The sequence below is a fragment of the Klebsiella sp. GB_Kp056 genome, from assembly GCF_040064755.1.
Taxonomy (GTDB): domain Bacteria; phylum Pseudomonadota; class Gammaproteobacteria; order Enterobacterales; family Enterobacteriaceae; genus Klebsiella; species Klebsiella quasipneumoniae.
The window spans coordinates 52,641-65,895 of sequence record NZ_JBEAJA010000039.1; the positions used below are offsets into that span (position 1 = coordinate 52,641).

The 13,255-nt window shown below is 60.3% G+C and carries 12 protein-coding genes and 1 pseudogene; 9 read left to right on the top strand and 4 right to left on the bottom strand.

Features of this window, described 5'->3' with window-relative positions:
* Positions 1 to 14: 14 nt before the first annotated feature.
* The 4 genes and pseudogenes from ABLV52_RS06400 to ABLV52_RS06415 form a co-directional block, all read left to right on the top strand.
* Positions 15 to 866: a transporter substrate-binding domain-containing protein gene (locus ABLV52_RS06400; protein WP_072198978.1), complete on the top strand. Its 852-nt coding sequence runs from the start codon at positions 15 to 17 to the stop codon at positions 864 to 866.
* 77 nt (positions 867 to 943) lie between these two features.
* Positions 944 to 1,561 carry a glutathione S-transferase family protein gene (locus tag ABLV52_RS06405; protein WP_087776974.1) on the top strand — a complete coding sequence of 206 codons (618 nt, stop codon included), beginning with the start codon at positions 944 to 946 and terminating at the stop codon, positions 1,559 to 1,561.
* A gap of 70 nt (positions 1,562 to 1,631) precedes the next feature.
* A complete protein-coding gene (pptA, locus tag ABLV52_RS06410) occupies positions 1,632 to 1,859 on the top strand; it encodes a tautomerase PptA (RefSeq protein ID WP_004891592.1) in 228 nt (75 codons plus the stop codon).
* A 144-nt stretch (positions 1,860 to 2,003) separates the two neighbouring features.
* Positions 2,004 to 2,180 (top strand): annotated as a pseudogene (locus ABLV52_RS06415) (transcriptional regulator); the annotation flags it as partial.
* A gap of 60 nt (positions 2,181 to 2,240) precedes the next feature.
* Here ABLV52_RS06415 and ABLV52_RS06420 read toward each other — a convergent pair.
* The 3 genes from ABLV52_RS06420 to ABLV52_RS06430 are packed head-to-tail and all read right to left on the bottom strand — an operon-like array spanning position 2,241 to position 6,869.
* Positions 2,241 to 3,845, bottom strand: a complete 1,605-nt coding sequence (locus ABLV52_RS06420) for a carbohydrate porin (protein WP_117133729.1) — start codon at positions 3,843 to 3,845, stop codon at positions 2,241 to 2,243.
* 43 nt (positions 3,846 to 3,888) lie between these two features.
* Positions 3,889 to 5,271 (bottom strand): glycoside-pentoside-hexuronide (GPH):cation symporter, encoded by a 1,383-nt coding sequence (locus ABLV52_RS06425; protein WP_348890177.1) that lies wholly within the window; start codon positions 5,269 to 5,271, stop codon positions 3,889 to 3,891.
* A gap of 26 nt (positions 5,272 to 5,297) precedes the next feature.
* Positions 5,298 to 6,869 carry a sugar hydrolase gene (locus tag ABLV52_RS06430; RefSeq protein WP_348890178.1) on the bottom strand — a complete coding sequence of 524 codons (1,572 nt, stop codon included), beginning with the start codon at positions 6,867 to 6,869 and terminating at the stop codon, positions 5,298 to 5,300.
* 203 nt (positions 6,870 to 7,072) lie between these two features.
* Between ABLV52_RS06430 and ABLV52_RS06435 the strand changes: the two genes are divergently transcribed.
* Positions 7,073 to 7,897 carry a helix-turn-helix domain-containing protein gene (locus ABLV52_RS06435; RefSeq protein ID WP_004101892.1) on the top strand — a complete coding sequence of 275 codons (825 nt, stop codon included), beginning with the start codon at positions 7,073 to 7,075 and terminating at the stop codon, positions 7,895 to 7,897.
* 144 nt (positions 7,898 to 8,041) lie between these two features.
* Here the strand turns inward: ABLV52_RS06435 and ABLV52_RS06440 are convergent, their stop codons facing one another.
* Positions 8,042 to 8,623, bottom strand: coding sequence for a flavin reductase family protein (locus ABLV52_RS06440; RefSeq protein ID WP_048297612.1), 582 nt, complete (start codon positions 8,621 to 8,623; stop codon positions 8,042 to 8,044).
* A gap of 214 nt (positions 8,624 to 8,837) precedes the next feature.
* Here ABLV52_RS06440 and ABLV52_RS06445 point away from each other — a divergent pair, with 214 nt between their 5' ends.
* The 4 genes from ABLV52_RS06445 to nhoA all read left to right on the top strand — a co-directional run bounded on the left by ABLV52_RS06445 (position 8,838) and on the right by nhoA (position 13,137).
* Positions 8,838 to 9,539 (top strand): ABC transporter ATP-binding protein, encoded by a 702-nt coding sequence (locus tag ABLV52_RS06445; RefSeq protein ID WP_348890179.1) that lies wholly within the window; start codon positions 8,838 to 8,840, stop codon positions 9,537 to 9,539.
* Positions 9,536 to 10,504 (top strand): ABC transporter substrate-binding protein, encoded by a 969-nt coding sequence (locus tag ABLV52_RS06450; RefSeq protein ID WP_044523475.1) that lies wholly within the window; start codon positions 9,536 to 9,538, stop codon positions 10,502 to 10,504. Before ABLV52_RS06445 ends, ABLV52_RS06450 begins: the two co-directional genes overlap by 4 nt.
* 55 nt (positions 10,505 to 10,559) lie before the next feature.
* Positions 10,560 to 12,215 (top strand): iron ABC transporter permease, encoded by a 1,656-nt coding sequence (locus ABLV52_RS06455; protein WP_348890180.1) that lies wholly within the window; start codon positions 10,560 to 10,562, stop codon positions 12,213 to 12,215.
* Between the two features lie 76 nt (positions 12,216 to 12,291).
* Positions 12,292 to 13,137 carry an N-hydroxyarylamine O-acetyltransferase gene (gene nhoA / locus ABLV52_RS06460; RefSeq protein WP_017900510.1) on the top strand — a complete coding sequence of 282 codons (846 nt, stop codon included), beginning with the start codon at positions 12,292 to 12,294 and terminating at the stop codon, positions 13,135 to 13,137.
* Positions 13,138 to 13,255 lie beyond the last annotated feature (118 nt).

The window sequence follows — 13,255 nt, forward strand, 5'->3', positions numbered from 1 at the left end:
TCAGCGCCCTGGCGCTGGACGCTCACGCGGCGCTGGATCTGCGCGCCAATGAGCAGCCATTGCCGGTCACCCGCGACCCGCAGGCGATAGCGAAAATTCCGCCGGGCTACCGTTTCGTGGAGCCGGGGACGCTGACGGTGGCAATCTCAGCGCTCAATTCGCCACCGCTGGCGCTGCTGGCCAGCGACAACCGCACGCGGATCGGCAGCGACCCGGATATAGCCCGCCTGCTGGCAGGGAGCCTTGGCCTGAAGCTCAGGCTGGTGCCCACCGCGTGGGAGGACTGGCCGCTGGGCATCGCCGCCGGCCGCTATGACGTGGCGCTGATTAATATTGCGGTAACCGAGAAGCGCAAAGAGAAGTTCGATTTCGCCACCTATCGGGTGGACTCTCTGGCCTTCTCGGTGAAATCCACCAGCGACATCGCCGCGGTGCATGGACCTGCGGACCTTGCCGGGCGCAAAGTGATCGTTGGGTCCGGCACCAATCAGGAGCGGATCCTGCTGGGCTGGAATGAGGACAACCGGGCCGCCGGGCGGCCGCCGGCCCAGCCGGTCTACCTGACCGATGATGCCTCCGGCAACCTCTATATCCAGTCCGGGCGGGCGGATATTTTTTTCGGTCCGCAGTCGGTGGCCGCCTATAAAGCGGCCCTTAACGGCCAGACCCGGGTGGTAGGCCTGGGGCCGAAAAAAGCGTGGGTGGCGACGACCACTAAAAAAGGCAACGGTCTGGTCTTTGCCCTGCAGGCCGCCCTCGACGGGGCGATCGCCCGCGGTGAATATCAACAGGTGCTGGCGCGCTGGGGAGAGCAGGGCGAAGCGGTGGCGCAGTCGGTAGTCAACCCGCCGGGGATCACCTACTAACCGCCAGGGCCAGGGTATGCCGGGTAGGTGTGCGGCAATTTTCTGCCTACACTTAGGCTTTACCCTGGAGGCAGACCATGATTACCGTATATGGCGTGCCGGGATGGGGCTCGACGATTAGCGAGCTGATGCTCTCCCTGGCCGATATTCCCTACGAGGTGGTTGACGTCGAGGGCTTTGACCAGCCCGGCCCGGCGCGCGAGCGCCTGCGGCAGATTAACCCGCTGTGCCAGGTGCCCACCCTGACGCTGGCCGACGGCAGCATCATGACCGAAACCGCCGCCATCGCGCTGATGATCCTCGACCAGCGCCCCGATCTGGCCCCCGCGCCGGGGACGCCGCAGCGTCAGCAGTTTCAGCGTCTGCTGATCTGGCTGGTGGCGAATGTCTATCCCACCTTTACCTATGCCGACTACCCGGAACGCTGGGCGCCCGCCGCGGCGGAGCAGCTGGTGGAGAATTGTCGCCAGTACCGGAACAACCTCTATCTCTGGTTCGAACAGCAGCTGGTCGCCGGGCCATGGGCGCTGGGCGCGTCGGTTACCCTCCTGGACTGCTATATCGCGGCGATGTATAGCTGGGGGCCCAGGCAGGCGTGGTTTAACGCCCACACGCCCAAATTTGCCGCCGTCGCCCTGGCGGTCTATCAGCGACCGGAGCTGGCCGCGGCGCTACGACGTAACAAGCTGATTTAACGCACGCGATGTCAACCGCAACCGCCATTCTGTGGTAGCGTTATGGCCTTCACAACAAGGAGTCTTTGCTATGCCGCATGTTGATATTAAATGCTTTCCCCGTGAACTGACTGACGAACAAAAAACCGCGCTGGCCGCCGACATTACCGAGGTGCTGATCCGCCATCTGAACAGTAAAGAGGGCGCGGTCAGCGTCGCGCTCACTCAGGTTGAGCCGGACGCGTGGCAGGCGGTGTGGGACAGCGAGATCGCCCCGCAGATGGCGCAGTTGATTAAGAAGCCGGGTTATAGCATGTAACCCGGCGCCCCGGAGGCGATGCTGCGCATCTGTCCAACGGACAAGGTGCTTTGCGCCGCCTCCGGCAGGGGCTTCTCCGGCTACGCACTGAGAGAAACATCATGTTCATCTATCCTAAGCGCCAGAGAGCCAACTGAGGTGTATATGAAAGACGAATTGTTTGCCGATCTGCTGGCGAGTGCAGAAGAAATGGTCAGGATCGAGAAAGGTCAACAAATGCCGAAGGAGCAGCACGTTCATAGCTTCAGCGAAATTGACGTGAAAGCGATACGTGAAGCCACAGGTTTAAAACAGCAGGACTTTGCAGCGGCCGTTGGCGTTAAGTAACAGCGTGTATTTAAATCAACCCGTCCAGGCGTTTGCCCCGGACGGGCTACTTTATTAAAACCAAATCTCTGTCTGCACGCCAAAGTTCCAGTTTCCTCCGGCGGTAAAGCCTTTACTGCCGAAATCATCGTTGATCGCATAGCGATCCAGGTCTTTATCCCAGTTCATCCACGTGACAAAGAAACGGATCTCCGGCCTCGCTTTGATATCAAACACATCGCCCACTTTGAACGTCGGGGCGAAGGTCAGCTTGTAAAAATCGCCGCTCACCGCCTGGTATTGATACACGTTGTCATTATAGCGATAGGTTCGGCCGTTGGGATTCAGGTCCATATATTGCCAGGACGCTTCGTATAGCAGGGCGAAGTTGCGGGTGATCCCTTGGGAAACCCGCAGGTTAAAGGTTGCCCAATCGTAGCGGTCGCCATCGCGGTAGCGATCTTCGCTATGCTGGGCGATAACCGATGGTGCAAGCTGCCAGTTTTTCCCCAACGGCAAAATGCCGTAGGACGCAAAACGCAGGGACTTAGCGTTCTCGGTAAGATCGCCATCGCTACCGGGCTGGCGCGCCTCGGCGCCCAGCCCGCCGCCGTACTGCAGGGCGCTCTCAGATACGCCCGGCGCGAGGCCATAGAATTGCTGTTTGTCGTGATATGCCAGCATCGCGTAGTAGCCGTTTTTCGCCGTATTATCGCTGCGCAGAGCGTAACTGCCGGTGGTCGAGGTATTATCTTTCAGATCATCATTGCCCTGGGCGGTCATCGCCGTGGTCATCAGCTGCCAGTTGTTCCAGAAGTGGTTGGCGGTGAACATCAGGTTCTGTATATCGTTATCCTGGTAGTTATCGCTACCCAGATCGCCGAAGTTACGCGCATAGACCGAGTAATCGCCGCGCAGCGTATCCCCCCACTTCACGTCATTGATCCCGCCGCCGGTACCGCCGAGGAACATAATATCGCTATCGGTAAAGTGGATATCGAAATTATCGCGGTCGAAACGCTTGCCCGCCCAGATGGACGCGCTCCTGAACGGCCCGGAAAAATCGGCAAAATTGCCCATCTCGACGTACAGCTGACGCACGTTCAGGTGGTGGCTGTCGTTATCCTGTACCCATGGATCCGGGTTGGTTGCCCCGTCGGCAAGCATGGTTTTAAAGTGCGCCCATGACCCGTCGCTGAAGGTCATTTTTTTGCCGAAGCTGAGCTCCACGTAGTTATCTTTCTCGTTGCCGAGACGGCCAACGTGGGCATCGCCGTTGAGCGAACTGGCCGGGGAGATACCCGGCCCGCCGCGCGCGCCTTTACCATGACTGTCAACCAGCATCCCGGAGCGCGCGTAGGCGTTGAACTCGAAGCCATCGCTGAGGCTGCTTTTCGCCAGCTGTTTGTCAGCAGCCTGCTGCTTTTGCTCGGTCGCTGCGGTGCGCTGACTGAGGGTCTGCACCTGCTTTTCCGCTGCCGCCGCGCGTTGTTCCGCGGCGCTGGTGCGCAGCTCCGCCTGCTGCGCCCGACGTTTGGCCTCTCCGGCCTCCTGCTCCGCATGATTAAGCCGGGCCTCCAGCTGCGCTAGCCGTTGTTCGACGGTGAGCGGGGCCGCACTCGCGCCGTAAGCCGAAAAAAGGGCGCAGCAAACCGCTGCGCTAATCAAAGAGATACGCATATCAATCCTTATTTTTTCAGAGGTATGTAGGGGGTGCTGCGCCTTACAGGGCGTGGTTTTCTCCAGCAACGGACGATGGGTTCGACGGCGCACGGCGTCCAGCGTCAAGGTCGGCGCGGATCTGCTCGTACTGATCGTCGAGTCGGTAGAAGCGACCAATCCACAGCATTGAGGCGACAATCAGCAGCGCCGGGATATAGAGGTAGCAGGCTTTTATCGCCAGCATCGCGCCGTCGCTTTGCGTCTGATTAGCGATATAACCGCCGGATGAGAGCAGGACCCCGGTAATGGCTCCCGCGCCCGCCATAGCCACCTTGCCAAGAAAGCCGTTGATGGAGGTTAAAATGCCGGCGGTATTGATGCCGGTTTTCCATACTCCGTAATCCACCGGATCGGCTTGCATAGAGAAGTAAATTGCCGTGCGCTGTCCGGCGCCAAGCGAGAGTACGACCGCTCCGGCAACCAGACCCCAGCTGTTAACGCCTGCCGCCATCATCATGACCATGCCGACCAGGTTGATCGCGCTGGCGACCAGGTAGACGTGGCGCTTTTTCATCCGGCTGGCGAGCAGCGGAACGGTGAGGGTACCCAGCAGAGGAACGAAGGTGGAGATCCCGGCGACGATCGCCGTGAGATCGTTATTACCGACGTAATAATGGAAGAAGTAGACCAGCGCCCCGGTCTGGAAGAAAAACGCGCCCCACATCAGGAAAATATTGATGGCGAAGACGAACCATGGTTGGTTGGCGCGCAGGCTGACCCAGGCGCGTTTTAAGGTCATGCGCTCCTGAGTAATGCTGATATTTTCCTTAACGTTCCGGAAGCTCACCAGCAGAAAAAAGGTGGCAATAACGCCGAAAACCACCGCAGTATAGAAGAAGCCGTGCTCCTGATTGCCTTTCCCCAGCGCGCCAACCAGCGGCAGCGTGGCGACCGCGACAATAGTCGCGCCGAGCGAGCCGAGCAGAATACGTACCGCCGACAGCGTCGTGCGCTCCCGCGAGTCGTTCGTCAGAAACGGCAGCATGGCGCAGAATGGAATATTAACGAGGGTATAGAGAAACGACAGGCACAGATAGGTGACAAAAGCGTAGATCAGCTTACCGGTGGTGCCGAAATCAGGCACGTAAAAGGCCAGAATACACAGCAGTCCGAAGGGGATCGCGCCAATCAGCAGATACGGACGGCAGCGCCCCCAGCGGGTGGCGGTATTGTCGATAACCAGCCCCATTAGCACGTCGGCAACGCCGTCCACCAGGCGCGTCACGAGGAACATCAGGCCTACGTAATAAGCGGGCAGGCCCATCACGTCGGTGTAAAAGAACATCAGATAAAGAGAGATCATCTGCCACACAAGGTTGCAGGAGAGGTCGGCGATGCCATAGCCAAGGCGCTGCCGCCAAAGGGTAAAGGTTGTTTCTGCCATAAAAGTAAACTCGCTTATCGTTGTTGTTAAAGTCCGTACTGGCGAATAAACCAGGCCGGGGTGCAGCTCCACGCATGGCAATAACTGTTTATCAGCTTGCTGCCATAAGGGGAAAAATCAGGATGCGCCGGGTCGAAGATTTCCCAGAAGGTATCGGCGCCGTAGTCGACCATTGCTCCCCAGTAGGCTTTGATCTGCGCAATAGCGTCGTCGCGCAGCCCGCACTGCAGAAGAGCGGCAATATAGTGGTGACGCAGGTATGGCGTGTTCATGGCGATCGCGGGGGGATTTTGCTCCAGATTATGCATGATCTCCCGGCGCTGCTGAGGAGTACCGACTTCCGCCAGTACCAGCCAGATTTGCGATGCCCATGAGACCTGCCGCTGCCCGCCGCTGATGTAGAAGCCTTGCTGCTCGTCCCATAAGACATCGAGGGCCGCAGCTTTAAGCTGCTGTAAACGCTGGCGATAGCGGACGGCCAGCTCAGGTTCGAAACGCTCCGCCAGCCAGACGGCGCGTTGCAGGCAGTAAATCAGCACGCCCTGCGCTGCAGCCTGTTTATTCAGCGATGCCTGCCAGTCGATAAACACCCACCAGTCGTCGCTATCGCGCACAACCCCGGAGGCGTCGCAGCGTTTTAACGCCAGTTCAATCTGACGACGGGCCGTGGGCCACAGCTCGCGGGCCGTAGCAATATCCTCCGCGCTTTGCAGATAGTTGTAGAGAACGTCAACAAAAAACAGAGAATAATCAAAAAGAAAGGTATCGTCAGCAATGACATCCGGCTGCACGAACACGTTGGCCGATACCATACCGTCCTCACGAGTATGCCCGGCGAAAAGGTACAGGCAGCGGCGTACTAAATCGTGACGGGCGAAGGTCACATCGTTCACCAGCGCCTGCAAACGTAAATCGCCGAGCCACAGGCGGCGGTCGCGTTTGGGGCCATCCTCAAACACCTCCTGCATGCAGTTTTGCAGAGTCAGAACGGCAACGCTGTCGATGGCCTTGAGCTGCGGGTCGGCGGTTGTCGCTGCCGGGCATGCGCCGCTGGCGGAGGTAACGGCATTCACCTGAATCTGGTTGAACTGCAGACGAAACTTGCGCGACACGGCTTTGACCTCCACCTTCAGATAGCGGAAGCAGTAGCGGCGCGGCAGATCAACTTCGGCCGGCAGGACATCAAGCCACAGATCCTGCTGCTGCAGCCAGCTGCTGCTTAGCCAGCCCTGGTAATCGCTGAACGGCTCACACACTTCGCTCAGCGTTTCGCCGAAGGTGAACTGCAGATGGGCCGGAGCGTCCGGTGGGCTCCCGACGCTCTGACAGAGAAAATGCAGGTAGCCAACAAAGTGGCTGCCAAAATCAATAATGACGCTATCGCCGCTGCTCAGCTCGCGCTGGTAAAACGCGGCCGGGGAACTTACCGGTTCGGCGCGCCAGCCAAACAGCGCCGTGGCGTCGGCGTGGGCTTCCACCACGGCGATCGGCGGGTACGCCTGGCGGCGTAGCGCGGGCCGGAGCGTCTCGGCGGTGCGTAGAAAATCCGGGTGGCGGGTCATCGAGACCTGAGAATTATGCTGAATTGCCTGTGACATACTGCGTCCTCTGTATTTATTTGTCCGCAGCATAAGATGCCGGCCCCGGGGGCAACCACTCTGGCAATGCCAATGCATTTGCCAGATTGGCACTGATAATGAGATGGGCGGGTTGCCGATCACAATTCCAAAAATCTTGCTCGTGGCGGTCGGGAAAATGCATTATCTTGCCTCTGCGCCGTATGCCGTTTTGGACTTTATAGATGATGATGTTGACCGTTGAGTATTATTTCACCCATCCGCAGGATAAGCTGGGCATGTACGCCAGCGATCCGGAAGATAATAGCCATGAACATAGTCATGAATTTGCTGAGCTGGTGATCGTTGAGGAAGGGCACGGTTTACATGTTATTAATGGCAGACCACTATATATTCAACAGGGCGACGTTTTTTACGTTCAGCCGGGTGACGTTCATTATTATGATGAGCTAGGGACGCTTAAGTTAATTAATGTGCTGATTAACCCGTTGGTAGGGTTTCATTATTTACAGCCTCTCGATACTTTATTACAGACTTTCTCTGCGCAGAATGCGTCCTGCTACGGTTGGCTGGCGCCGGACACCCGCCATATCTGCAAGGAACTGGTGGATAAGATATTTTCTGCCGAGCTGCGGCAGGGGCAAAATATTGCCCTGCGCGAAGCCGCGTTTTTCCAGCTGGTGACGACGATTCTGCATGCCGAAACCGAAGCCGAATATAGCACCACTAAATATAAGCTGCATAAATTGCTGACCTGGCTACAGGAGCACTGTTTTGAAGATCATAACTGGCAGCAGCTGGCGGAGAAATTCCATCTGACCACGCGTACCGCTTTTCGCCATATTAAAGAGGCGACGGGATTGACGCCGGATAATTATTTAAAGCGTCTACGATTAGTTTCGGCGCGCGTCAAATTACGCGAGACCGATATGACGATTACCGAAGTGGCTTATCTATGCGGCTTTGCCAACAGTAATCACTTTACCACTTTATATAAAAAGGTTTTTGGCCTGACTCCCAGCGAAGACCGGCGGCGTTTGCTGCGCTAGTACACCTCCCGGAGGCGATGCTGCGCATCTGTTTGGGCTACGCGTTCTCAGCGGTCTGCGGCCCGGTAGCCCGGGCAGGCGCTGCGCGCCGCCCCCGGGAGAGACGCGCAGGGTGGTGAAGAATTGCCCCGGAGGCGAGGAGAGCTACTCTTCCGGAGTATTGGCCCGCACGTGGCGGCCGCTGGCGACAAAATTGCCGGTCCCCAGATGATGCAGGGTATTGATCTTATCGTCATCGAACTGCCAGCGTCCGGTAACAAACGCGCGCTCATCGGCGGCGGCGGAAACCACTTCGCCAAACAGCGTATCGTACTGCTCCTGGGCCGCCGTCGCCGGCAGCAGGCGGCACTCCATCCATGCCAGACACTTCTCCTCGATCAGCGGCAGCCCCAGTTCCGGGCCGCTCACCACCGGAATTCCGTAAGCATTGAATTTGTCTTCATCGCGGCCGCTGACGCTGCCGACCGCGTAGGTCCAGCTGGCGGCGGCCACGCCGGGAACCACGATGCCGAAGGTGCCGTTGCGCTCGATGATTTCCCGCGTCCAGGTGCTTTTATCCACCACGATAGCCACCCGCGGCGGGGCGAATTCCACCGGCATCGACCAGGCGGCGGCCATGACGTTGCGCCGGTCGGACGCCGCGTCGTAGCTGGTGATCAAAATGGTCGGGCCGTGGTTGAGCAGGCGGCTGGCATACTGCAGTTCCACGTGGCGAAAGCGGCTCATAGGCGTTCCTTGAGTAATGGGTCGGTTGGCAGGTAACACGTTAAGCCGCAATGAAAATGTAATCAATACGTCATCTCGTCTGACTATAGTCGCCAGCACAAAGTCCCAAAGAGGATCACAATATGTTGGCTCCCCTGATGTTATCCCAGGTGAGCGCGCCCCGTCGGATGTCGACCGCCGGGCAGGGGTTGCTTTCCCGCAAGGGAGGGCGACAATGCGCGCGCTGACCCCTATCACTCTGCAGGCGGTCTCATTCGCCTTCGCAGAGCCCCCCATTCTCGATGACTTCTCGCTGCATATCGAACCCGGCAGCATTGTGGCGCTGCTGGGCCCGTCCGGCTGCGGCAAAAGCACCTTGCTGCGCCTTCTGGCCGGGCTGAGCGTGCCGGCCAGCGGTGAAATTCGCTTTGGCGATCGGCTGGTCGCCCGCGCAGGATGGGGATTGCCCCCGGAACAGCGCGATATCGGCATGGTTTTCCAGGATTACGCCCTCTGGCCGCATATGAGCGTGGCGCAGAACGTCGCCTTTCCGCTGCGCATGCGCGGCGTTGCCCGCGCCGAACGCGACCTCCGGGTGAGCGAGGCGCTGGCGCGGGTGGGCCTCGACGGCTTTGCGGAACGTAAACCTTCAGGCCTTTCCGGCGGCCAGCAGCAGCGGGTGGCGCTGGCGCGGGCGATCGTCGCCGCGCCGCGGGTGCTGCTGTTTGATGAGCCGCTCTCCAACCTGGACAGCGAACTGCGCGAATCGCTGTGTGGCGAAATGAGCCGCCTGCTGCGACAGCTCGGCACCACCGCCGTGTATGTCACCCACGACCGCCGTGAAGCCGACCTGTTAGCCGATCGGATCGTCCATTTATCCGCGGGCCGCGTGGCCGCTGTCCGCGCCGTTACGCCAACCTCAGGGGAAGTTGCATGAACACCGTTATGACCGTTAAGAAAGGAGTGGTACTCGCGATGGCTCTCTCCGCCATGATGCTCTCCAGCGCCCATGCGCTGACCGTTTACACCGCCGGCCCCGGCTCGCTGGCGAAAAGCCTGGCCAGTGGTTTTGAACAACAGACCGGGGTGAAGGTGACCGTTTTTCAGGCTACCACCGGCAAAGTGATGGCCCGTCTGGAGGCCGAGCAGGCCAACCCGCAGGCGGATGTGCTGATCTCCGCTTCATGGGATACCGCGGAGGATCTGCACAACCGGGGCTGGTTGCTGCCTTTTCACAGCGCCAACGCCGACAAGGTACCGGCTAATCTGAAATCGGCGGACTATATCGCCCAGGGAGTCTCGGCGCTTGGCATCGTCTGGAACAGCAAAAGCGGCACTCCGGAGCCGAAAGAGTGGCGCGACCTCACCCAGCCGGCGTTTAAAGACAAGGTGACCACGCCCGACCCGTCGCTCTCCGGCGCGTCGCTGGATCTGTTGATTGGCCTGCAAAACAGCATGGGCGACCAGGCCTGGCAGCTGTTTGACGATCTGAAAAAGAACGGCATGGTGGTCAGCGGCCCCAACGCCCAGGCGGTGACGCCGGTGATGCAGGGGGCGAAAGCGGCGGTGTTCGGCGCGGTGGATTATGTATCCTACGGCAATATTCAGCAGGGCGAGTCGCTGAAGGTGATTTTCCCGGCCAGCGGGACGGTGATCGCCCCGCGCCCGATGATGATCCTCAAAACCAGCCAGCATGCCGATGAGGCCAAAGCCTTTATCGATTACGTGCTGTCGCCGGAAGGTCAGGCGCGGGTCGCCGACGCCTGGCTGATGCCCGCTCGCCGCGATGTGGCCGCCAAACGCCCGCTGCTGGACGCGCTGAAGGTCTTGCCCACCAGCGGCGAGGGGAGTAGCGAGCGTAGCGCCGTCCTCAGCCGCTTCAGTCAGCTGTATGCCCACTAATTGACACGGTTCTCCGGCGCTGGCCGCCGGAGAACGCTTCGTTTCAGGAACCGCTGTGAAACAAAAATTCCTTTCCGGCGTGACGCTTGCCGCCCTGACGCTGCTGGTCGCGTTACCGCTGTTGTTTATTCTGCTGCAGGCGATTTTCCCCCATTTTAGCGCCGGTTCGCTCCATGACGCCTTTGGCGGCGTCTGGCCGCTGCTGGCCGACCCCCAGCTGCCGTCGATGCTCGGCGGTACGCTGTGGATTGCCGGCGGCGTGGCGCTGGCCAGCGTGATGATCGGCCTGCCGCTCGGTATTCTGCGCGGTATGTTTTCGTTGCCGCTGCCCCGGCTGTGGGACCTGCTGTTTTTGATCCCCTTTCTGACGCCGCCCTATATCTCGGCGCTCTCGTGGATGCTGGCTCTGCAAAGCCAGGGCTATCTGCAGCAGCTGACCGGCTGGCAGCTAAACGATCTGCTGTTCAGCCGCAGCGGGATCGTGCTGGTGATGACCTTTAATATTTTTCCGGTGGTTTACTTTGCCATCTCCCGCAGCCTGCTGGCGAGCGGGCAACGGCTGGCGATGGTCGCCCGGGTCCATGGCGCCAGCGCCTGGCGCGCCTTCTGGCACGTGACGCTGCCGATGCTCTCCCCGGCGCTGGCGGCGGGGATGCTGCTGGCGTTTACTCTCGCCATCGAGGAGTTTGGCGTCCCGGCGGCGCTGGGCAGTCGGGCGGGAGTAGTGATGCTGACGGTGGGCATTGAGAAAAAGCTGGCCGACTGGCCGGTGGATCTCACCGGCGCTGCGCTGCTGTCGCTGCTGCTGATGGCGGTGGCGTTGTTCGCCTGGTGGCTGCAAACGCGGCTGGTGGGGGAGAAGGAGGTCACCAGCGTCACCGGTAAACCGGGAGAAAACCGCGGAGCGTCGCTGGGCTGGATGACGCTGCCTGCGCTGCTGGTGATGGCGGCCGTCGGCGGCCTGGCGGTCGGGGTCCCCGCCGTCTCGATGATGCTCACCAGCCTGATGGGCACCCTCTCGGGCGGGGTGAGCCTGGAGAATGTCACGCTGCGTCACTTCGCGGCGCTGTTCGACCAGCAGGGCGATGCCCTGTCGGCCCTCGGCGTCAGCCTGTCGCTGGCGTTAGGTTCGGCGCTGATCGTCGGCGCGCTGGGGCTGCTGGCCGCCTGGCTGGTAATGGTGCAGAAGATCAAAGGGCGCGGGGTGGTGGATGCGCTGTCGCTGATGCCGGCGGCGCTGCCCGGCGTGGTGGTGGGGGTGGGATTGATCCTGCTGTGGAATCAGCCCTTCTGGCCGCGCTCGCCCTACAACACGCTGTGGATGCTGCTGCTCTCCTATTGCTGCCTGCTGCTGCCCTGGCCAGTGCGCTATGTCGGCAGCGCGCTGCGCCAGCTGGGCCCGAACCTTGAGCCCGCCGCCCGGGTGCACGGCGCGTCGCCGCTGCGGGCGCTGCGGTTGATTGTCCTGCCGCTGGTCTTTCCGGCGCTGCTGGCGGCGATGCTGATGGTGTTTGCGGTGGCGTCCCGGGAGCTGGTGACCTCGCTGCTGCTGTCCCCCGCCGGCACGCAGACCGTGGCGGTGTTTATCTGGCGCCAGTTTGAACAAGGATCCGTTGGTCAGGGCATGGCGATGGCCAGCCTGACGCTGTTGACCGGTCTGGTCCTGATGCTGACGGCGCTGGCGCTGATGCAGCGCAGCACGCGCGGTTAACGGCAAGCGCACAAAAAAGAGGGTCGGCGCGGAAAAATAGGCTATAAATGTCGGACACCTACAGCTGGAGACCCTGATGAGTCCCTTTTTACGCGCCTATTTTTCCCGTCTGGGCTGGACGGGCGAGCCTGATGTTTCCATTGATACCTTGCGCCAACTGCATCTGCAGCATAACAGCGCCATCCCCTTTGAAAACCTCGACGTCCTGCTGCCGCGCGAGATCCATCTTGACGACCTGGCGCTGGAAGAGAAGCTGATCGCCGGCCGCCGCGGGGGGTATTGTTTTGAACAAAATGGCCTGCTGGAGCGCGCGCTGCGCGAAATAGGCTTTAACGTTCGCAGCCTGCTTGGCCGGGTGGTGCTGGCCAATCCGCCGCAGATGCCGCCGCGCACTCACCGTTTATTGCTGGTGGAAGTGGCGGGCGAGCGCTGGGTAGCCGACGTTGGCTTCGGCGGCCAGACGCTGACCGCGCCGATCAAGCTGCTGGCCGATATCCCGCAGCAGACGCCGCACGGCAGCTATCGTCTGGTGCATGAAGGGGATGAGTGGACGCTGCAGTTCAACCATCACGAACACTGGCAGTCGATGTACCATTTCGATTTAGGCCGCCAGTATGCGTCTGATTATGTGATGGGTAACTTCTGGTCGGCGCACTGGCCGCAGTCACACTTCCGTCACCACCTGCTGATGTGCCGTCATCTGCCTGACGGCGGCAAAATGACCCTCACCAATTTCCACTTTACCCACTGGGAGAATAACCACGTGGTGGAGAAGGTCGATTTTGCCGATGTCTCCGCGCTGTACGAAGGGCTGCAGACCCGCTTCGGCCTCGGCGTGGACGATCCTAAACATGGCTTCAGCGAAGCGGCGCTGGCGGCGGTAATGGCGGCGTTCGATACCCATCCGGAAGCCGGGAAGTAAATCTCCTCATGCCCGGCGGCGCTGCGCTTGCGCGGGCCTACGGAGTATGAGCCTGTGAGAGCGCCCTTTAGGCCGGATAAGGCGACAGCCGCCACCCGGCGAAATTACAGGTACCGCG